General features: G+C 54.8%; 18 protein-coding genes, 1 pseudogene and 1 riboswitch. Of the genes and pseudogenes, 9 read left to right on the plus strand and 10 right to left on the minus strand.

Translation table 11 applies throughout. From position 1 onward, the window contains the following. Window positions 1–317 (plus strand): annotated as a pseudogene (locus PVA01S_RS13660) (hypothetical protein); the annotation flags it as partial. A 94-nt stretch (window positions 318–411) separates the two neighbouring features. Here PVA01S_RS13660 and PVA01S_RS13665 read toward each other — a convergent pair. Then, complete coding sequence (locus PVA01S_RS13665; RefSeq protein WP_127608078.1) at window positions 412–1,812, minus strand: MFS transporter; 1,401 nt, start codon at window positions 1,810–1,812, stop codon at window positions 412–414. A 243-nt stretch (window positions 1,813–2,055) separates the two neighbouring features. On the opposite strand from PVA01S_RS13665, the gene PVA01S_RS13670 reads away from it, so the two are divergent. The 3 genes from PVA01S_RS13670 (at window position 2,056) to PVA01S_RS13680 (ending at window position 4,091) form a co-directional block, all read left to right on the plus strand. Beyond that, entirely contained in the window at window positions 2,056–2,778 is a 723-nt protein-coding gene (locus PVA01S_RS13670; protein WP_054797491.1) for a class I SAM-dependent methyltransferase, read from the plus strand. A 13-nt stretch (window positions 2,779–2,791) separates the two neighbouring features. Continuing rightward, window positions 2,792–3,508 carry a nucleotidyltransferase domain-containing protein gene (locus tag PVA01S_RS13675; RefSeq protein ID WP_236595778.1) on the plus strand — a complete coding sequence of 239 codons (717 nt, stop codon included), beginning with the start codon at window positions 2,792–2,794 and terminating at the stop codon, window positions 3,506–3,508. Window positions 3,509–3,587: 79 nt separating this feature from the next. Beyond that, the gene (locus PVA01S_RS13680; protein WP_054800467.1) at window positions 3,588–4,091 is read left to right on the plus strand and encodes a CcdC family protein; all 504 of its coding nucleotides are present in this window, start codon (window positions 3,588–3,590) and stop codon (window positions 4,089–4,091) included. A 172-nt stretch (window positions 4,092–4,263) separates the two neighbouring features. Here PVA01S_RS13680 and PVA01S_RS13685 read toward each other — a convergent pair whose 3' ends face one another. Then, window positions 4,264–5,028, minus strand: coding sequence for a sugar phosphate isomerase/epimerase family protein (locus tag PVA01S_RS13685; RefSeq protein ID WP_054797489.1), 765 nt, complete (start codon window positions 5,026–5,028; stop codon window positions 4,264–4,266). Between the two features lie 97 nt (window positions 5,029–5,125). Next, a complete protein-coding gene (locus PVA01S_RS13690; RefSeq protein ID WP_127608079.1) occupies window positions 5,126–5,353 on the minus strand; it encodes a 3-dehydroquinate dehydratase in 228 nt (75 codons plus the stop codon). 404 nt (window positions 5,354–5,757) lie between these two features. Here PVA01S_RS13690 and PVA01S_RS13695 point away from each other — a divergent pair, with 404 nt between their 5' ends. Then, window positions 5,758–6,249, plus strand: a complete 492-nt coding sequence (locus PVA01S_RS13695; RefSeq protein ID WP_127608080.1) for a MarR family winged helix-turn-helix transcriptional regulator — start codon at window positions 5,758–5,760, stop codon at window positions 6,247–6,249. Continuing rightward, window positions 6,246–7,514 (plus strand): MFS transporter, encoded by a 1,269-nt coding sequence (locus PVA01S_RS13700; RefSeq protein WP_244932955.1) that lies wholly within the window; start codon window positions 6,246–6,248, stop codon window positions 7,512–7,514. Before PVA01S_RS13695 ends, PVA01S_RS13700 begins: the two co-directional genes overlap by 4 nt. Window positions 7,515–7,607: 93 nt before the next feature. On the opposite strand, the gene PVA01S_RS13705 is transcribed toward PVA01S_RS13700, so the two are convergent. The 3 genes from PVA01S_RS13705 to PVA01S_RS13715 form a co-directional block, all read right to left on the minus strand. Beyond that, a complete protein-coding gene (locus PVA01S_RS13705; RefSeq protein ID WP_127608081.1) occupies window positions 7,608–10,013 on the minus strand; it encodes an EAL domain-containing protein in 2,406 nt (801 codons plus the stop codon). A gap of 79 nt (window positions 10,014–10,092) precedes the next feature. Beyond that, window positions 10,093–10,179, minus strand: a riboswitch (cyclic di-GMP riboswitch). A 247-nt stretch (window positions 10,180–10,426) separates the two neighbouring features. Further along, entirely contained in the window at window positions 10,427–11,575 is a 1,149-nt protein-coding gene (locus tag PVA01S_RS13710; RefSeq protein ID WP_127608082.1) for a metallophosphoesterase, read from the minus strand. 243 nt (window positions 11,576–11,818) lie between these two features. Continuing rightward, the gene (locus tag PVA01S_RS13715; protein ID WP_127608083.1) at window positions 11,819–12,370 is read right to left on the minus strand and encodes a hypothetical protein; all 552 of its coding nucleotides are present in this window, start codon (window positions 12,368–12,370) and stop codon (window positions 11,819–11,821) included. A 262-nt stretch (window positions 12,371–12,632) separates the two neighbouring features. On the opposite strand from PVA01S_RS13715, the gene PVA01S_RS13720 reads away from it, so the two are divergent. The 3 genes from PVA01S_RS13720 to PVA01S_RS13730 all read left to right on the plus strand — a co-directional run bounded on the left by PVA01S_RS13720 (window position 12,633) and on the right by PVA01S_RS13730 (window position 14,596). Continuing rightward, window positions 12,633–13,382 carry an alpha/beta fold hydrolase gene (locus PVA01S_RS13720; RefSeq protein ID WP_155615078.1) on the plus strand — a complete coding sequence of 250 codons (750 nt, stop codon included), beginning with the start codon at window positions 12,633–12,635 and terminating at the stop codon, window positions 13,380–13,382. A gap of 255 nt (window positions 13,383–13,637) precedes the next feature. After that, a complete protein-coding gene (locus tag PVA01S_RS13725) occupies window positions 13,638–14,285 on the plus strand; it encodes a hypothetical protein (RefSeq protein ID WP_127608085.1) in 648 nt (215 codons plus the stop codon). 155 nt (window positions 14,286–14,440) lie between these two features. Further along, window positions 14,441–14,596 (plus strand): DUF1540 domain-containing protein, encoded by a 156-nt coding sequence (locus tag PVA01S_RS13730; RefSeq protein WP_127608086.1) that lies wholly within the window; start codon window positions 14,441–14,443, stop codon window positions 14,594–14,596. 130 nt (window positions 14,597–14,726) lie between these two features. Here the strand turns inward: PVA01S_RS13730 and PVA01S_RS13735 are convergent, their stop codons facing one another. The 4 genes from PVA01S_RS13735 to PVA01S_RS13750 form a co-directional block, all read right to left on the minus strand. Beyond that, window positions 14,727–15,542 (minus strand): class I SAM-dependent methyltransferase, encoded by an 816-nt coding sequence (locus PVA01S_RS13735; RefSeq protein ID WP_127608087.1) that lies wholly within the window; start codon window positions 15,540–15,542, stop codon window positions 14,727–14,729. Between the two features lie 202 nt (window positions 15,543–15,744). Next, window positions 15,745–16,416 (minus strand): sulfite oxidase-like oxidoreductase, encoded by a 672-nt coding sequence (locus PVA01S_RS13740; protein WP_127608140.1) that lies wholly within the window; start codon window positions 16,414–16,416, stop codon window positions 15,745–15,747. Further along, window positions 16,349–17,524 (minus strand): nitric oxide synthase oxygenase, encoded by a 1,176-nt coding sequence (locus PVA01S_RS13745; RefSeq protein ID WP_127608088.1) that lies wholly within the window; start codon window positions 17,522–17,524, stop codon window positions 16,349–16,351. Before PVA01S_RS13745 ends, PVA01S_RS13740 begins: the two co-directional genes overlap by 68 nt. A gap of 338 nt (window positions 17,525–17,862) precedes the next feature. Continuing rightward, window positions 17,863–19,911, minus strand: a complete 2,049-nt coding sequence (locus tag PVA01S_RS13750) for a molybdopterin oxidoreductase family protein (protein WP_127608089.1) — start codon at window positions 19,909–19,911, stop codon at window positions 17,863–17,865. Between the last annotated feature and the right edge of the window lie 27 nt (window positions 19,912–19,938).

A 19,938-nucleotide genomic window follows, 5' to 3' on the forward strand; every position in this document is an offset into this window, starting at 1 on the left:
CCGGCGGCTTCCCGGGGCAGGGGCCGGGACCAGGGCCGGGCGGCCCTCCGACGGGAGCCCCGCAGAGCCCGCCGCCATCGTTCATCCCGCAGCAAAGCGGCCAGCAGCTGTTCGCGGTCGATCCCGGAGGGATACGCCGCTGCTTGTTCCGGTTCGTATACATTTGGCAGCAAAACGGCGAGCAGTATTGGGCCTATTTGACCTTCGTCGGACGAAATTCCTTGGCCGGTTTCCGCTGGTACGGATTCGGTCCGTTCGGGCGCTGGATTTATTTCGGCCTCGATTTGCGGCGTGTGGAGCAATTCTTCTGCTATTGATGCTGGATGTGAGCCAAAACCGGCATATACCGAAAGAACCGTCTGCGATGTGATCGCAGACGGTTCTTTCGCTTGCTCCGGTTCCCAGGGGCCGTTATGATCCGACTTTGGCGGCGCGGCCGTAGCTGCGGTAGTACAACAAGGCGCCTAAAACAATGACCAGCGCGGATAGAAGCATCAGATTGCTGTACATCCACGCCTTGGACTCCCAGACGAACGGATTCAGCTTGAATTGGAACATATTCTCTGCAAGCACCCGCCCGACCAGCGCCATCCCGACGGCGCCCGAAATAAAGCCTACGAGATTGAACAATCCCATGCCGACCCCGGTTTCCTCCATCGTTAGCGTCCGCGACACGCTGTTGGCGATAGCCGTTTGGATAAAGGATAGCCCGATGTAGGTCAGCACCATGGCGCCGGAAATCAGCCACGCGTTGAATCCGACGAAGCTTGAGATCAGCACAAGGCTGGCGATCAGCAGCAGGATGCCGATCGACACGACGAACGGATTGCCGCGCTTGTCCGCCAGGCTTCCGCCGATCGGCCCGAACAGCACCGCGCTGATCGCACCCGGGAACAGCACCCAACCGACTTGATTGGCGCTGAGTCCTTTCACGCTATCCAGCATGAACGGAACGGCGTACATAATGCCCATGACCGTGCAAAAGATAATAAACGCTACGATCAAACCGTTTCGGAACAACACGTTTTTGAATAAAGAAGGCTCGATGAACGGTTCTTTCGTGCGACGAATATGCAGCGTGAACCAACCGAGCAGGCCGACGCAAGCGAGCAGCCAATACCAGTGCGACTCCGTGGAGAATAAGATAAGCGCGGCGACTCCCAAGGCAATCAAGACCGCTCCTGCCACATCCACCTTCCCCGGCTTCGCCCCTTGGCTCGGCAGCGTCCGGTTGAAGAACGGCAGCGAAATTAATGTAAAGACAGGAATGAGGAACAAGTAAGACCAGTGCAGGGAGGATGACACGAAACCGCCGATGACCGGGCCGATCCCGACCGCAAAGGCGACCGTCGAATTCAAAATACCGAATACTTTCCCCCTGTCTTCCATCGAGAAATACCGCGCGATCAGAACCATGATCAACGCCGGTATCGCCGAGGCGCCGGCTCCCTGCACCGCCCGGAACAAAACGACCAGCGGGTAGGAGAATTGGCACACATAGCCGAGCAACGACCCGACATTATAAATGACGATGCCGATGACGATCAGCTTCTTCAGACTAAAAATATCCGACAGCTTCCCGTAAATAACCGAGCCGATGGCGAAAAAAATGATGAACGTCGTGGATACCCAGCTGACCCCCGAAGGCGTTAATCCGTACTGCTCCGCGATGCTCGGCATCGAAACGTTGAATACCGTCTCGTTCAACACCGCGAAAAAAATAATGAACATGATCCATGGCGCCGTTCTCCGCACGTCGAGTGCGGGGTACACGGCCTTATCCCCTGCGCTTTGCGCGCTTGAATCCAACATCTGATTTCTCTCCCTCCCTATCCGAAAACCCATAATATCACATCATCCCGGTGAAAAGAGCGGTAAGTTTGGTTATAGCCAAACATTACTTGCACTTCTTCATACACTTTAACCGCTATCCCTGACAGGAACTGTCATAGTCATTAAAGAAAGAAAGTAGCGGAACGGAGCATCCACCTATAACCATTCTTCCAATCCTACATAAAATACATGGAGTTAAGTTTACTGAGAAGGGGTGAAGCTATGCGATACTTGGATATGCTGACGCGCCTTGGCGTAGGGAGCGCACATCCCGGCGGATTCTCCGCGACGCTCGATCAAATGCAACGTTATCCCCTTCCTCCGGGAAGCCGGATCCTCGAGGTCGGCTGCGGGACGGGACGGACCGCTTGTTATTTGGCGCGGCAAGGGTTTGCGGTTACCGGACTCGATCTGCGGCCCGAGATGCTTGTCAAAGCAGCGGCTCGCTCCGCCTCCGAGCAGCTGCATGTCGATTGGGTGGAAGGCAGCGTTACGGCGCTTCCGTTTCCGGACGAGACCTTCGACGTTGTGCTTGCCGAATCGGTGACCAATTTCACACACATCCCCGAGGCGTTGGCGGAATACTACAGGGTGCTGCGTCCGGGCGGAACGCTATACGACCGCGAGGTGCTGGCCTTGGCAGGACTAAAGGAAAGCGACAGCCAAATGTTGCGCGATTTCTTCGAGTTCGGCGGCTTATTTAACGAAGAGGAATGGTTGTCGGCCTTAAGCGCGGCCGGATACGAACGCTTCGAGCTGGTGGATCGGTCGCTTTTTGAGGAGCACTTGAGCAGAGATCAAATGCAGCATCCGGATCTTCATCAAATGATGGACCACGAAGCGATCATGGATCCGGCGCTATGGCAGCTTTCGCTTCGGCACGACGAGCTCATCGACGCACATCGGGACCGTCTGGGCTACGCGCTTATACGCGCCGAAAAATAAACGTGAATCGAGCGTGATTCCTGTGAGAATGAACGGCATGGAAGCGGCCGGACGTTGTATCGATACGTATTTCCCGAACTGCGAAGCGGCGCTGCTGGCCGGCAGCGTCGTGCAAGGCGGCGAAACCTCCGCCTCCGACTTGGACTTGATCGTATTCGACGAGTCGCAGGAAGGACCATTCCGGCGAACGTACCGCGCATTCGGCTGGATCATCGAAGCGTTCGTCATGACCCGCGATTCGTACCGCTACTTCTTCGACCAAGCGATTGACAGCGCCATCCCTTCCATGCTGCGCATGTGCGCCTGCGGTCAGGCATTGAAGGGAGAAGACGCTATACGCGACATTGTGAGCGAAGCGAGAGACGCCTTGGCAGCCGGGCCTTTCCCCTGGTCCGTGCAAGAGCTTGACCGGGCCCGATACGAGATCGGCGAATCGCTCGCCGACTTGTCGGGCGACCGCAGCGACGCGGAGTGCTTGTTCATTGTCGCCAAGCTTACGCTGCAGCTCGCTTCCTTCGCGCTGCGCAGCGCCGGCTGCTGGCTCGGCGACGGCAAATGGCTGTACCGCGAGCTGGAGCGGCACAGCCTCGAACAGAGCCGCGAGCTGCTCGCGGCGCTGGACGCCTATTATACGAATCGCAACCCGGAGCCGCTGTTTGCGCTCACTGGTCGCTGGCTGGAGCCTTACGGCGGCTTGCTTGCGGAAGGTTATGCAGAGGGCTGGACGTAGAAGGGCATGAAGTAGAATCGGCTTCCTGCCGGTGGTATAATCATGTCAATCAGACGATTCAACCGGGAGGCTGTATACGTTGATTCACTTCGGCACCATCCAACTGCACACCTTCGCCAGCGCCGGCATGGTGGTGATGGCGCTGCTCGCCGTCTTCGTCCGCTCGCGCGCCGGAAGCAAGCCGATCACCGTGTCAAGCATCGTCATGCCGCCCATCGGGATGAGCACCGGCTTTCTGATGTTCGCCCTGCCTTTCTTCCGCATTCCGCTGGCATGGGCCGGAAGCGCGTTCCTCGCCGGTCTGCTGCTGTTCTCCTATCCGCTCATCCGCAGCTCCAGGCTGGAACGGCGCAGCGGCGGCATCTACGTCAAACGCTCCAAATCGTTCGCTCTGGTGCTGCTGATCCTGCTCGCGCTTCGGCTGGGACTTCACGAGTACATCGAACGTTTCGTTTCGATTCCGCAAACAGGCGCTCTCTTCTTCATTCTTGCGTTTGGCATGATCGTCCCTTGGCGGGCAGCCATGCTGCGGCAGTACATCCGGCTGCAAGCCCGGTCCGAGCCTAAGGATACGCGAAACTAGCGGAACAGCCCGTTTCTCCGGCCAACAAAGGCAGCCATCGTTCTCCTCGAAGAACGATGGCTGCCTTTGCCATACCTATAGCGAAGCGACGATACCCGCCGTCTGGGATTCCAACGCGGCCAGAATGACGTTCACGGAACGCAAGTCTTCTTCGCCGGAAATCCACATCTAATTACGCCTGCTGCACATCGTGCTGCTTCAGCCAGTTCAGGCTGTTGGCCACGCTCACCAGCGGCGGATTCTGACAATGATCCTGCTCGACAATCAGCCATTCCACGCCGGTTTCCGAGGCCGCCTCGATGACGTCATTCAACGGAACGATGCCTTGGCCGAGCTCCAGCGTCTGAACCCCGTCGCCCTCGTATTTAAAATCCTTCAAATGAATCAGCGGCAGCCGCCCTGCATATTTGCGGATATAGGCAAGCGGATCTTGGCCGCCACGCATCACCCAGCACACATCCATCTCCACCAGCAGCGTCTCCGGCGACGTCGATTCAAAGATCGCATCGAAAATGAGCGAGGGTCCGAGCTTCGCTTCGAACTCGAACTCGTGGTTGTGATAACCGAACGCCAACCCTTGCCTCCGCACTTCCTCCCCGTACGCTTGCAGCTCGGCAATCACCGATTTCCAGCCTTCTTCGTTCGTATCCGGGGACACATACGGGCATATGATGTATTTGCCGCCGATCGCTTTCAAATAATCGATCTCGCCCTGCAGGCCGGACTGCAGCCGCTGTAAGCCGACATGGCCGCCGACCGCCCGCAGGCCGAGCTCCTGTAACAGCGCATTCATCTCCTCGGCAGGCACACCGCCGTAACCCGCAAATTCTACGCCTTCGAAACCGAGCTCCGCCACTTTACGCAGCATGCCGCGAAAATCGGCCTCCGCTTCTCCCCGAAGCGTATAAAGCTGCAACGCTATTCCCATTTTACCCATGCGTATCACGCTCCCGATCAGGGTGGTATGCAGGACGCAACCTCCTATATAACTTACATACGCTTCAGCCGTAACCGAATTAAAGAAAAAAGTCCCTCTAATAGAGGGACAGAGCAAGCGAATCTCTTTCGTTGAAGGAATGCAGGATAGCTTCGCATCCGACAACTTCGATGCTGATTAAGGTTTGCAAGCATTTTTGCAATGCGTTTCTTCCGGTTTCCACCTTTTTGTCGAGGGCCGCTCTTAGCAGCTTGAGCGTTTTCTTATTCAAGTTGTCGGCGAAGACCGGGATTTGTTTGTTTTGAAAGTTAACAAAAACCTTCATCCCTAACACCGTCCCATCTATCAAAAAATCTAGCGGTACTGCGCCATGCGCTTACTTACTTAATAGGATAAATTACGATGATTAAAATAAGCTTAAAATAATATTACAAAATGGCAACAACTTTGGCAAATTTCCGCGTCATATTCACGCTCTCAACAACAAACGACCTGGGGCGAACCGTATGAAAAGCATCCGGCCGACGCTTGTACACGCTCGCGGCGAAGCGGAGCTCGCCGGACCTCCTCCAGCAAACGCCTGTCGTTCGGACCGGATTTCTCCCCGTTTTCATCCATTCGGGCGATGGCTCATCATGGCAAAAGAACCGTTGCAAGAGCAACCGTTAGGATTTATACTTATTTATAGTGGCATTTGCAACTGATTATTTAAACACGAGGAGGATTCCGATGCCGGATCATAAATATACGATTTCCCGCTTGATTTCGCTGCTGTACCGTACAGGCCAAATGTACATCGGCAGCCGGTTGAAGGAGCACGATATCGGGAAAGGCCAGTATATGTTCCTCAGCGCGCTGTATAAACAAGACGGCTTGAGTCAGGAAGAGCTCTCCGATTATTTGATGATAGATAAAGGCACGACGGCCAAAGCGTTGAAGAAGCTGGAAGAACAAGGCTATGTAAGCCGCGAGGTGAGGGATGACGATAAACGCTTTTACCGGGTATTTCTAACCCCGAAGGCGCTTGAAATTAAAGACGAGGTGCGCAGCGTATTGGCCGATTGGCGAAGCCTGCTCACCTCCGGCTTCACGGAGGAGGAGAAGGAAGCGGCAATCGCGCTGCTCGACAAGATGGGCCATAACGCCGCCCGGTTTACGAAAGATAGCAGCCGCTTACAACCGGAATCATCCGAACATCAGGAGGCAGGTGACAGGTCTTGAATGTAAAGCTAGCTGGCGCTCGGCTCGTCAATAATCATTTTCACGCGCTGACGCATCGGAATTATCGATATTTTTGGATGGGGCAATGCGTCTCGCTCGTCGGAACGTGGATGCAGAACATCGGGCAAGCATGGCTCGTGCTGACATTGACGGGATCGCCTTTCCTGCTCGGTCTAATCGGCACGATCCAATTCCTGCCCTTCACATGCCTGTCCCTGTTCGCAGGCGTCGTGATCGACAAGTTTCCGAAAAAGCGGATTTTGCTGGTGACGCAGAGCATGTCGATGCTGCTCGCGCTGACGCTGTCCGCACTCGTCTTTACCGATACGGTCCGGTACGGCTACGTCATGGTGCTCGCCCTGCTGCTTGGCCTGACGAACACGTTCGATATGCCGACGCGGCAGGCGATCAATATCGAGATCGTCGGGAAGGACGATCTGATGAATGCGATCGCCTTGAATTCGATGACGTTCAACCTGGCGCGAATTCTCGGACCGGCAATCGGTGCGACGATGATGGCGCTGCTCGGGCCGGCCTGGTGCTTTCTGTTGAACGGGCTAAGTTTTATCGCCGTCATATACGGTTTGCTGCAGATTGAGGCGGTCCCGTATGTGCGGGAGAAAAAACAGAACATCGGGGTGTGGAATGAGATTAAAGACGGTCTGGTTTATATCCGGGGAGATCAAGTGCTGCTGCAGACGCTGATGATGGTAACCGTCGTCGGAACGCTCGCCTACAATTTCGCCGTGCTCATTCCCGTATTCACGAAGGACGTCCTGATGATGAAGGAGCAGATGTACGGGCTGCTCATGTCGTGCCTCGGTGTCGGCTCGTTCGGCGGGGCGCTTGCGATGTCGTTCATGAGTAAGAAAGGCCCGCGCCGCAAGCTCATCCTGATCAGCTCCGTGCTGCTGTCCGTCTTCCTGCTGCTGATCGGACTCACCCATTCGCCTCTGATCGCCGGCTTGTGTCTGGCCGTCACCGGCGTATTCAACATTCTGTTCGCGACAAACAGCAACTCAACGCTCCAGATACACGCGAAAGACGAGTACCGCGCGCGCGTGATGAGCATCTACTCGCTCGTCTTCGCCGGTTCGACGCCGATCGGCAACTTCTTCGCCGGGTATGCGGCCGACCGTTACGGTGCAAGCGGCGCCTTTATGCTGTGCGGAGGCATCTGTCTGACGCTGTGCCTGGGGATCATTTGGATGTTTCGCCGGAAGGCCTCATCCGTTACGCCCGGCGAAGCCTTGCAGCAGAAATAACCGTTCGGCCCTCTGGGCTGAACGGTTATGTGGCTTTCGCCCCTTCCGGGGATGGATTCGGAAAGAACGCCAAACCGGACATCGCCGCTGCTTCTACTTATGCATGTGATAGGCAAGGGGCATCACGCTGATCCCTTGCTGTCGTTCCCTCGCCAGAAAGCGAACAAACTCGTCGGCCGGCAGCGGACGGCTGACGAAATACCCCTGCACTTCGTCGCAGCCCAGCCGTGCCAGCATGTTCCACTGGCCGAGCTCCTCCACCCCTTCGGCAACCACCTTCTTGCCTAAGTTGTGGGACATCGCGATCATCGCAATAATAATCGCCCGGTCACTGTCGTTGGTCTCCAGCTCTATGACGAACGAGCGGTCAATCTTGATCGAGTGAACCGGCAGCTGCTTCAGCAAAACCAACGACGAATACCCTGTACCGAAATCATCGATCGACAGCTTGACGCCGAACGACATGATTTCCCGGCAAATGTCGGCGCAGCCCCCCTTGTCGAGCATCGCCGTGCGCTCCGTAATCTCCAGACAGAGCAGCGAAGGCTCGATGCCGGTCCGATTCAGCGTATCGGCCAGCACATCCGGAAACTTCGGATCGAGGAACTGCTTGGCCGACAAATTAATCGATATGCAGAGCGGCGCATACCCGGCTTCCATCCACTTCCGCAGCTGCTCGCAGGCGGTGTCCAGCACCCAGTAGCCGATATCGACAATCGTGCCCGATTCTTCCGCCAGCGGAATAAATTCGTTGGGCGGGATCAATCCCTCCTCCGGGTGGTGCCAGCGAATCAAGGCTTCCGTTCCGGTCACACGCCCGCTCTCCATATCGACCTGCGGCTGGTAATGAAGCGCAAACTCCCCTTGTTTCAGCCCTTTGCGAATCCAGCCGTCCATGCGGAACCGCTCCTGCTCTTCCCGATGAATGAAAGGATCATACAACACGTACCGGTTCCTTCCCGATTGCTTCGCATGGTACATCGCTAAATCCGCAAACTGCAGCAATTGTTCCGCCTGTTGCCCGTGCTCGGGGAAGAGAGAGACGCCCACGCTGGCGGAAATATAATAGGACTTATCCTTATACAAGAACGGCGCCTGAAATCCCTCGAAAATGTCGTGGCAAAGCTCGGAAATAGAAGCCTGGCTCTCCGAATGCGGCACGATCATCGCAAACTCGTCTCCGCCTAAACGGAAGACGGTCGCGTCGAGCGCCGCTCTCTTCAGCAAAATATCGGCCACATGCTGCAGCAGCAAATCTCCGACATGATGGCCTTGCGAATCATTCACTTTCTTGAATCCGTCCAAACCGATAAGAATGACGGCAATTGATCCTTGATGATGCTTGACGGCGGATAATGACTCTTGGAGCCGCTGCTGGAACATAAACCGGTTCGGCAGGTCCGTCAATGTATCGTGGTACGCCAAATGCCGATTTTTCGCTTCTGCCAGCTTCGTTTCCGTAATATCCAATAAAGCGACGCATTGAAACCGCTCCCCGGCGGTATAGATGAATTCGCTGTCGGCGCGAACGAACCTGATGTCGCCTTGCCTGTTGTGAACCGCATATTCTCCTCTATACAGTGCTTCGCGCTGCGAATCCTCTGCCGGCTTCGCAGCGTCCTCCTCGCACGGGGTCAACCATTCATCCAGCCGGCGCATTGCCGGCTCCTGGTGCAAGGGTCCCAGCATCGCCTCCGTCTGGGCATTGGTTTCCCGGATGATACCGTTCCGGTCCACGATCAGAATCGACACCGGCGACATTTCGCACAATATCTTACGTTCGATAGAAAGCAGGAAATCATACTTCATCATCGCATACCGCATGAAAAACGCATAAATCAAAACGCCGAACATGCTAAGATCGGGCATCCACAGATCGTCCGGCACGATAGAAAATCGCTTATGAGAGGCAAGCAGCACCGCCCATGCTCCTCCGAGACCAACCCCCCACATCACCATCTGCAGTTGCTTGCGCTTGAGCTTCAATTGAAGAGCAGCCGCTTCGCGCAGACCGGCGCCGACCAAATAGAGCGACAGCCCCATCGTGTACACGGCCGTCACGACCGTCACCCCCATTAACAGCGGACTGACCTCATGATAACGCCATCCCCCGATCTCAGCGATCTCGATGTAGGACCACTGCGGAAAGAGCAAGGTCGATAGGCCCGAGAGGAGCGGCGCATAGCAAAGAATGAGCAACAAGGGGCGGCTCATCGCCCGGTCCCGCTCGCTCAGCAGCGCACAAAACCGGATGAGCAAACACATCGCCGCAAACGCGGGGAGATAAATAAACAAGTAGCTTATCTTGCCCGAAAAAGGAACCGTGAATAAGCTGGTCATAAAATTGCCGAACAACATAAGCATGGCGGAGAAGAAAAACAGTGAGGCGCATTGGTTCAACCGGTCACGCTTGTTACGCTGCAGCGTTTCAACAGCCATATAGAATAGGATGAAAACAGGAGTTAAAAACAAACTGAGGGAAAGAAGAAAATAAAACATGTCTCTTACCTCCGAATCGAGTGCTGTGATGCCTCATTCAGTTACGGAGGGCTGATCGGTTCATTCCCCATAAACGGAAAACGGCAACTGGCTGGCATGCGGCGAATGGCGCGTAGCCCCTGTAGTTTTGCGTCCCATATTTTCATATGGTTTGCCTAAATTTTAGGTGATGTCTAGTTCTTTTATAGCATGCTTTGTCGAAAATTGAAAGCGTTTTTTGCAGGATGTATGATGCCCGGCGTTTCCTCCCGAATTTTGACGAATCGTAAAGCCGCCCCTGTTTGCGATTGCGGCGATCGTGTCCATCTTCTGGCGAACAGCACGAGGAGCCCTGCGAGTGTCCAGCCAGACAGTCGCAGGGCCGGTCGTGATCCGGTCACCATTTTTGAGACGTATACCTGCATTCAGATGAATTACCCTTGGAAGGTAACTCGAATGTCCAGCAGCTCGGATCGGCTTCCGATACGCAGCGGCGGTCCCCATGAACCGAAGCCCGAGGAGACGATCGCATGCATGACGCCTTTGCGCAAATAACCCCAATCTAGTTCGAAAAGGCGCCGTGTAATCAAATGGTTCGGCATCATTTGGCCGCGGTGCGTGTGCCCGGACAGCATCAAGTCGACGCCCGCTTCGGCGGCTGCGCCGAGTTGATGCGGCTGATGATCCATCAGTATAATCGGCTTGGACCGATCCACGTTCGAGCTTTCCAGCAGCGCATCGACGGTAAGCCGTCCTTCGTTCGTGAAGCTCTCTACGGCGTGGTCTTTGCGCCCGGCGACATACAGACCGTCCTCGAACTCCACGACGCGATCGAGCAGTACGTCGATGCCGATCGCCCGCATCCGCTCCACATACTCGGCAATATGGCCGCCGATATATTCGTGGTTGCCGAGCACGGCGTACACGCCGAGGGGAGCGCGCAGCCCGCTCATCACCTCAGCCATATTTTCGCGTACGAAAGGCTCTATGCTGTCGTCGAGCACATCCCCCGGCAGCAGAATGAGATCCGGCGCAAGCGATGCCACCCGCTCCGTCAGCCGGGAGAGATGCCGTTTGCCGACCATCGTGCCGAGGTGCAGATCCGAGGCGGCGGCAATGCGCAGCTCCTTGCGCCCTCCGCCCGGCTTCGCGATCTCGATGTCGTAACGGCGGACGATAGGATTCCACGCGTTCCAGGAGCCGACCAGCAGCAGCACCGCCATGACGGCCAGTACGGCGGAGCCGACGACGGTGACGGCAACCGAGGCATCGGTTCCCATTAAGATGAGCAGCCAGGCCGTCAGATCGGCGAGCGGCACGAGCAGAACCGCGTAGAACAACAACCCAATTCCATAGGAACCGATAACCTTGAGCGCTTTGTACAACGCGTACGGCATCGCGCGGCGGGCCAGCATCGCGATCAAATACGAGAAAGCCAGCAGCACGTACACGAATATAAACAACGCGTCGGGGGCTGCGGGCATGACAACGTTCCAATACTGCAGGCCGCTCCATCCGATGAAAGCGCTCAGTCCCAAATAAGCGAGCAAGATCAGAACAAAAACGGGGATTCGACTTCTCATTTCATCTGGCTCCCTTGCTGTGAAAATGTTCATTTGCCAGTATTGTCTCATATTTCATGCCCCCAGGTAAAATGCAGCCGGCTCGGGGAAAGCGGCAGCCGCTCCTGCTGCGCCTCCCCTTCGTTCAGCTTACAGTCCGATGGCAGCAGCTGCGCTAGAGGCACCGTACCGAAGAATCGAAAGGAACAGCACGTTTTTCCGTCCGAACCGGTCGGATAACGGTCCGCCGAAGAACGCCTTTTATCAGCCGGCCGCGTATTCGTGCATGTGACGGATATACTGGCCGACCATCGCATTCAGCGCTTCGCTCACGTCTTCAAGGTCCGCTTTCCCGGCCAGCTGCGTAAGAATACGCCCGACGGCCTCGTCGCATGCCGGTTTCAGCGACGGCTGCACCCGGCTGAAATCCTCCAGGTACGCCGGAACGAAGAAGCAATCGAGGGAATTCATCGCGTAGACGTACGGCTCGGCCCGCTCGTCGCCGCCATTCCACGCTTTCAGCTTGTCATAAAGCTCGCTTAACGTAATCAGTCCGAGTCTGTAGGTGCGCCGCGCATATTCGTAAGACGTCGGATCTATCAGGCCGTTCTCGTGCCGCTTCTTGTTCGTTTCATCGAGCAAGTACAACGCTCCGCCCCATTCCGAAGCGAATTTCAACCAGAAATCCGCATCCTTCGTCCCGATATCGATCCGGATCCGCTCGTCAAACACGAGATCCGGATTCGCCGCCAGCAGATGTCTTGCTTCCTCGGCACTCCCGTTTCGTTGGTTTCCCTGTTCGCTTCCGCTGTTCATCTGTTATTCCTGCCCCTTTGATCAGAATCTGTTGTTCTCCTATCATACTACACGAAACCTATTTTATATAATGGCTCCTTAGGCAAGAGACGTCTGAAGAAGCCGGCGTTATCCGCGGGAGTTGAACAAAATTTGTGGGTCAACTCATTTCGCGCAATCTAAAATATATCCCTGTTGTTGTTTATACTGCAACAAGTCTATTTCGTTATTTTTCATTTCGTCATAATATGATAATGATTAATAATAAATAGAGGTGATCACATTGTCTACATACGTACTCGTACATGGAGCCTGGCATGGAGCATGGTGCTGGGAGAAGATTGTTCCTTTACTCGAGCAAAAGGGTCATACCGTTCACGCTATTGATTTACCGGGACATGGTTCTGATCAAACACCCGTTTCACAAATTTCACTTAAGAGCTATACGGATAAAATTTGTTCCGTTATTGATGAAGCAGACGAACCTGTTATCCTTGTTGGACACAGCATGGGTGGTATGGCCATCACGCAAAGCGCCGAATATCGTCCGGAGCAAATAAAAGCACTCGTTTATGTAACCGCATTCTTGATTAGAGATGGAGAATCCATGGTAGATGTGATTCAAACGGATGCCGGGGCTCTGGTAGCATCTAATATGATCGTATCCAGTGACGGCAGTTACGCAACCGTTAACGAGGCAAAAATAAAAGAGATTTTTTACGGCTGTTCTGAACATGCTGATGCAGAGCGTGCGAAATCTTTATTGAATGCTCAAGCTTTGGAAGTTTTAGCAACAAAGTTAAGTCTGACGGACGAGCGGTTTGGTCAAGTTCCGCGTTATTACATTGAGTGCCTGCGTGATCAAGCGATAACGAACTGGTGTCAAAAAAATATGTACGCTGCAACTCCCTGTGAAAGCGTCTACACTCTGGATACGGACCATTCGCCGTTTTACTCAACCCCTCAAGAACTGGCGACGATTTTACTTGAGATCGAACAAATTAATCAGGTAGCGGATGATCTGGTTTCATAAATGATCGTTCTTGAAAAGTTCCTTACACCAAGAGGCTGTTGACAAAGTATTACCTAAGAGTTTAAAAAGAACTGCGTAGAATTTATTTCTATGCAGTTTTTCTTTGGGGAAATTGCCATGCTTTCAGGAACAATCCCATGGGTTCGATCGTGCGTTCGGTTTCCCGCTTTTGTGAATCCGTCCAGCAACATTGCTGATGGGTAATGCGTTTGAGATAAGATAGCGTTGTAAAGATTAGGATCGGAGATTAGATCGATGAAAAATTCCTTTCATCCTGGGGGGGTAACTATGCGGGCATTTCTAATGGTTTGTTCTTTCCTTATTTCCATCTCTGTTTTGTCCTCCTGCACGAAATCACAAGAGGTACAACGCGACTTACTCCATGTGAAGCCTGTAAATGTATTTGAAGGTGACGCCAAAAAGTTCCAGCCCTTTATGGGACCCATGTCAGGAGCGGTGAAACTAAACTATAAAGGAGATCAGAAATCGATTAGGGCAACCGCTGAAATATGGGAGAACGGGGTGAAAAAACAGACCATAGGGGAATTCAGCACATTGTTGCGAAGTGAAGAACAAAGAACGTTTGACGGTGAATTCATAGTTTCGATGAAAGAGCTGGATACTGACAAAGAAGGAACCCATTACATGGCCACAGTAGCCATCATTCATGAGGATGGGTCCTCCAGCACTCAGTTTCGGATTGATTCCCCTGTGAAGCACACATCAAAGATGCCGGTCACTTTGGGCAAGCCTATAGATGTTCCCGACAACGAGGAGGCTGCCGTTTGGGGGATGCAGGCAACGAATGAAAACAGCATGAGAACGATCGATTTTACGCCTGAATCTCTGAAAAACGCAAAGTGGGTTATACTCTTTAAAATTAATATGTCAGATGACTCCTAAATCTAGCGATCAAGTTGCGGCAGATCGTTGCCGTTGAAACAACGAAAAAGGATAGAGGCACCGGATCCGTTCCGGTACTTCTATCCTTTTTTTCATGTCCTATGTATATTTTGCTAGCTACTGAACCCACACTATGTAACAAAGGAGGTGAAACCATGGCACAAGATGTATTATGCGAAGTGAACTCCTGTAAGTACTGGGCTGCAGGCAACAAGTGTAACGCTTCCTCGATCTATGTCGTCAGTCATCGCGGAAAGCAAGCCAACAACTCCGAAGAAACCGACTGCAAAACGTTTGAATCTAAGCTGTAACTTCTTTTGGGGCGACCTTGTATAAGGTTGCCTCTTTTTCGTCTACATCCGATAGTATACCCAACATTGATAATGATAATCATTGTTATGTTGAAATATTCGGTTTCCGTGTCCGTTTGAATCGTTCGATTCAGGCCAGGACCGCCTTCCCGACTTGTGACGCCGATTTATGAAGTATAACCGTGTCGTAGATCGGGTTTGACTCGATGATTTGAACCGGTAACCAGTCTCTGGTTAACCCGTATTCAAACGGATAATTAAAGATGGACTTCACTCCGTTCCCGAATCTTACCATAATTTCGACATCGTCCCTGGTTGTTTCTTTTAATTGCTTCAGCACCTCGTGCTTGTTCTTGACCAGCGAAGCGATCATGATATGAGTCGCCTCCCGCCGAAAGGCGAGGCCGCTTAATTTCTCGTCTGAGAAACGAACGAGCGTCTCCAGTCCGCAAGCTTTAGCCGCACGATTGGCTAACCCTACGGTTGCGGGGTCAATATCAATTCCCAATGCTGTCGAACCGAACTCCTTGGCAAAGGTAAGAACCGAAATGGGCAGCGCCCCCGCTCCGATAAAAAGCAATTTCGAGCGGCCGTCCATACCAAAGCTTTGCCATTCTCCCTTCACCGAGTGGAATAGGTGGTTTAAATACGGGCTTGCTCCCCATTCCTCAAGCGAGATGGATTGGGATACATATTTTTCTACATTGCAAAGGGCTTCTAAGGAGGCTTCTCTTAATCGCTCCGCTTGATTTTGAATTTCTTTATCACGTCCCCAAACCTTCCATTGTCGTATGGTTTCGTCCCTAACCATAAACTCGCACAGCTCATCCAATTTAGTTCGGAGAAGGTTGTAACCGCCGCCGCACGCTTGGGAACCATGCGTTAAAGCCATTATTTCATCTTCAAGCAACTGCAAGAGCGACAACAATTCAAGCTTTCCCCTCATTTACGCCCCCCCATCAGCTATCATGAAGTATATTGCTGATGTATATTTATGAACGGGGAACAATTTTGAGAAGCATACGATTCGGGGCCGGTTGGTCCTCGGCTCGCAGCAAGGGGACGCGGCTCCATGTCATCGGATCGAATGACGCAACGTAGTAGAGCAGGTCCTGCAACAAAAGAAAAACCGTCCCGGAGGACGGCTTTCAATCGAAATCCTTATGTACCCACTCGTCCTCCGGCAGCGGCAGCGGCTCCCCGGAGAACCGTTCTTCCTTGAACGGATCGGCTTCGTTATGAAACCCGTTGTTTTCCCAGAAGCCGGTCCGGTCTTCCTTCATAAACTCGAAGCCGCGCACCCACTTGGCGCTCTTCCAGAAATACAGATGCGGCACGAGCAGGCGAAACGGCCAGCCGTGCTTCGGCGTCAGCGGCTTGCCGTCATAGCTGTGCGCCAGCATCGCCTGATCGCCGAGCAGATCCTTCAGCGGCACATTCGTTTCGTAGTCGTGGTCGGCGTACACCATCACGTAACCCGCTTCGGGGTTCACGTCCAGCAGGCCCAGCACGTCCCGGACCAAGACGCCTTCCCATACCGTATCCGCTTTGGACCAGCGGGTGACACAGTGGATGTCGCAGGTGATCCGCGTTTGCGGCAGCGCCATGAGGTCCCGGTGCGTAAGCGTCTTCTCTTCCTTCAACTCGCCGAACATGCGCAAGCTCCATGTCGCCAAGTCGTACGCCGGCACCGCGCCCTCATGTAAAATCGGAAACCGGTCCGTCCACACTTGGCCCGGCGGCAGCCGATGCTCAAAGCCCGGCTTGGACACCTCGCCGGGTAGTTTCATTCGTTTGATGCGTTCCGCTTTCTCGTGCATGGCCGGTTCCTCCGCTCGTTTCATAAACTCGCTCCTGGTAAAAAAAATTCGGCATTTCCACCCGATTCTCGTAATGGCTGTGAAACACATGCGTCGTCGCCGGGGACATCGGCGGGATCAGCCAGGTCCAGTCCCCGGTCGTCTGCCGTCCACGCTTCGCCTCCAGCTCTTCAAAGCGCCGGAACTGCGAAGCCGCCGTGTGATGGTCGACAATCGTGACGCCCTGCCGCTTGTACGAATCCAGCACCGCCACGTTGAGCTCGACGAGCGCCTTATCCCGCCACAGCGACGATTCTCGGTTCGTGTCGAGCCCCATGACGGCCGCGACCCGAGGCAGCATGTCGTAGCGCTGCGGATCGGCCAAATTGCGCGCCCCGATTTCCGTGCCCATATACCAGCCGTTGAACGGCGCTGCCGTGTACGATAGGCCGCCGATGTCGAGCCGCATATCCGATACCATCGGCACTCCGTACCACTTCAGCCCCAGCCCGGCCATCGCCGGATACTCCGGATGCGTAATCGGGACCTCCAGCACAAGCTCCTTCGGAATCGGGAATAAGCGCGGAGGACGCCCGTCCATGCTCAGCACCAGCGGCAGCACGTCGTAAGGGGTGCCTTCCCCCTTCCAGCCCAGCTCCAGGCAGCATCGGGTCAGCGACGCCGAAGCCGGGTCTCCGACCATGCCGAACTCCGTCTCGTACCCCGCATACCGGATAAGCTGATGATTCCATATTCGCGCCCCCCGCCCCGGCTCGGTTTCCGGCTTGAAGATCGTGATCGCGGGACGAATTTTCCCGCTGTTGGCAGCGAACGCCATATAACGGAATAACGTCTCCGCCATGTCCGCCTCCGTATCGATATGTCTGGCGTCGAAAACTTCGAGCGACTCCCAGAACAGCCGCCCGATGCACCGGTTGCTGTTGCGCCAAGCCATCTTGGCGCCATGCCGCAGCTCCTCGGGCGTATGCTCGTAACCCCCCGTTGCGTCGACCGCTTGTCTGATCTCCTCGATGCGCTCAGCCGTCTCGCCCGGCGTCTTGTTCAGCTCCGCGTAACACGCTCGCACGAATTGTTCGGCTTCTTCCATCAGTTTCCGCGACTCGGCCATCTGTCGTCGTCCCTCCGTTCATTTCATTCATCTACAATAGTATAGCAAATGTCGAAACGACGCGAAAAATATGCTTGTGAACGTATTGGGAACATTGATCCCCTTATAGACGCATAGCTCCAAGCCAATCGGCCATGGCGTGGGACGGCGAACCCGAGCGTGAAGAACAAGTAGCGTAAAAAACAAGAGCTGTTCGATAAATTCATGAATGGCTTCGGCGGAGCATACCAAAAAGGACTCGGCGGACTTCACTTCCGTCGGGTCCTTGGGATGGAAAGAAAAAAGCCTCCCCGGCTGCGGCTGCCGGAGGAGGCCGTGTCGAACAGCGTCAGGCCCGTTCACTTCCCGTACTGTACCTTCTCCACGTTCACCCGCCCCGAGAAAAAGACGGCCCCTCCCCCCATATCCGCCAGACGGTCAGGGGTCAGCGCGTTGACGAGCGTCTTGCTTCCCGGCGAGTCCGCCCATAGCCCTTGAGTGACGACGACGCCCGGCAGGACGTCCTCGCCCGCGATCGCCATGAGCTCGCATTCCCCCCGGTCATTCCAGAGACGGACGCAATCTCCGGTCGTAATACCGAGAGCCGCAGCATCCGCCTCATTCATATGCAATTTTGGAGCTTTCTCCAGGCGGACATGCTTCTCGTTATGCGCGAACGTGGAATTGAGAAAGTTATGGTTCGGCGCCGGAATGAACAAGAACGGCAGGTCGCCGTCTCCGGCAAGCGGTGTGTACGTAGGCAGAGGCGGAAACCCCCGGCGCTCCATCGTCCTGGAATACAGCTCGATCTTCCCGCTTGGCGTCGGCAGCTTGCCCGGCAATAGCGGCTTCACCCTTCCCTTCACGAACTGCTTCTCCGCCAACGTCTCGTAGGTAACGTCGGCCAGATGCGGATTGCCGGGATGGTCCAACGCCTGCCGGATCATCTCTGCTTCCGTATCCTGAAACGCCGGTTCCTCGAAGCCCATCGCCTGCGCCAACAGACGGAACACATCCACATTCGATTTGCTTTCGGCATAGGGTTTGATCACCGGCCGCTGCAGCTGCACATAGTGATGCCAGTAAGAACGGTAGAAGTCCGTATTCTCCAGCGACGACGTGGCCGGCAGCACGATATCCGCATACGCCGCCGTTTCCGTCAGGAACAGATCATGGACCACCGTAAACAGATCTTCCCGCTGCAGCCCTTGTCTCACCTTGTTCGCATGCGGAGCGACCACGGCCGGATTGGAATTATATACATACAGCGAGCGAATCGGAGGCTCCAGCTCCAGCAAGGCGCTGCCGAGCTCATTCATGTTAATCCGCCGCGTCGGCTTCCTTAACAAATCCGGACGCTGCAGCGCCGACGCATGATGCGCCAGATAGCCGCTGTTTCCTTTGATCGCGCCTCCGCCCTTCTTGAGCCATTGTCCGGTCAGCGCCGGCAGACACGAGATCGTCCGGATGCACATCCCGCCGTTATCGTGATGCTGCGGCCCGTTGCCGATCCGGATGAAGGACGGCGAGGTTTGCCCGTACAACCGGGCAAGCCGGTAAAGATCTTCCTTCGGAACTCCCGTAATCGAGGAGACGACGGCCGGTTCATACTGCCGCACATGCTGCCGAAGCTCCTCGTGCCCCACGGTGTACTCACGGAGAAAGTCTTCGTCCACCAGCTGCTCGGCGAACAGAATGTGCATGATGCCCAGGGCCAGCGCCGCATCCGTCCCCGGCAATACCGGGATAAACCAGTCGGCCCACCGGCCGGTTTGGTTCTTGTGCACATCGATGACCACAACGGTCGCCCCGTTCTTGCGGGCCTTCTCCGCCAGCATCACCTGATGCATGTTCGTGCTGACCGCATTGATTCCCCACATGATGATCAGCTTCGAGTGGACGGTATCCTCCGGATCGATGCCGAAGCTGCCTCCCATCGTGTAGCCGTACCCTTCCGTACCCGCGGCTTGGCAGATCGTATACAGCAATCGGCTGGCGCCTAACCGGTGGAAAAACCGGCGGTCCATGCCTTCCGTCCCGAGCATTCCCATGTTGCCGTAAAAGCTGTACGGAAGAATCGCTTCCGCCCCTTCCGCGGCTATGAGGCGTTTCCACCGGGTAGTAATCGTATCGATGGCCTCTTCCCACGAGATGCGCTCGAAACGGCGCTCCCCCTTCTTCCCCGTACGTTTCAACGGATAGCGCAGACGGTTCGGATCGTAAATACGCTCGGCCATATGGCGCACTTTGTTGCAGATCGCCCCTTGCGTGACAGGATGTGCCGGATCGCCCTCGATTTTCACGATTTTACCGGCTTCTTTATGAATCAGCAGACCGCACTGGTCCGGACAATCCAACGAACATACGGACGGGAACACTCCCGTTTCCTGATCAACGTAGCTATTCATAGCAAGCTTCCTTTCCTGGTTACGGAT

Origin of the sequence: Paenibacillus validus NBRC 15382, from assembly GCF_004000985.1 — a bacterium.
GTDB lineage: Bacteria > Bacillota > Bacilli > Paenibacillales > NBRC-103111 > Paenibacillus_G > Paenibacillus_G validus.

Coding starts and splice junctions, on each gene's coding strand:
- PVA01S_RS13705 (WP_127608081.1), bottom strand. CDS start 10,013: ATGTTTTATTTTCTTCTTTCCCTCAGTTTGTTTTTAACTCCTGTTTTC.
- PVA01S_RS13725 (WP_127608085.1), top strand. CDS start 13,638: ATGAAAAATTCCTTTCATCCTGGGGGGGTAACTATGCGGGCATTTCTA.
- PVA01S_RS13715 (WP_127608083.1), bottom strand. CDS start 12,370: ATGAACAGCGGAAGCGAACAGGGAAACCAACGAAACGGGAGTGCCGAG.
- PVA01S_RS13670 (WP_054797491.1), top strand. CDS start 2,056: ATGCGATACTTGGATATGCTGACGCGCCTTGGCGTAGGGAGCGCACAT.
- PVA01S_RS13735 (WP_127608087.1), bottom strand. CDS start 15,542: ATGAGGGGAAAGCTTGAATTGTTGTCGCTCTTGCAGTTGCTTGAAGAT.
- PVA01S_RS13710 (WP_127608082.1), bottom strand. CDS start 11,575: ATGAGAAGTCGAATCCCCGTTTTTGTTCTGATCTTGCTCGCTTATTTG.
- PVA01S_RS13695 (WP_127608080.1), top strand. CDS start 5,758: ATGCCGGATCATAAATATACGATTTCCCGCTTGATTTCGCTGCTGTAC.
- PVA01S_RS13665 (WP_127608078.1), bottom strand. CDS start 1,812: ATGTTGGATTCAAGCGCGCAAAGCGCAGGGGATAAGGCCGTGTACCCC.
- PVA01S_RS13745 (WP_127608088.1), bottom strand. CDS start 17,524: ATGGCCGAGTCGCGGAAACTGATGGAAGAAGCCGAACAATTCGTGCGA.
- PVA01S_RS13730 (WP_127608086.1), top strand. CDS start 14,441: ATGGCACAAGATGTATTATGCGAAGTGAACTCCTGTAAGTACTGGGCT.
- PVA01S_RS13750 (WP_127608089.1), bottom strand. CDS start 19,911: ATGAATAGCTACGTTGATCAGGAAACGGGAGTGTTCCCGTCCGTATGT.
- PVA01S_RS13685 (WP_054797489.1), bottom strand. CDS start 5,028: ATGGGTAAAATGGGAATAGCGTTGCAGCTTTATACGCTTCGGGGAGAA.
- PVA01S_RS13740 (WP_127608140.1), bottom strand. CDS start 16,416: ATGCACGAGAAAGCGGAACGCATCAAACGAATGAAACTACCCGGCGAG.
- PVA01S_RS13690 (WP_127608079.1), bottom strand. CDS start 5,353: ATGAAGGTTTTTGTTAACTTTCAAAACAAACAAATCCCGGTCTTCGCC.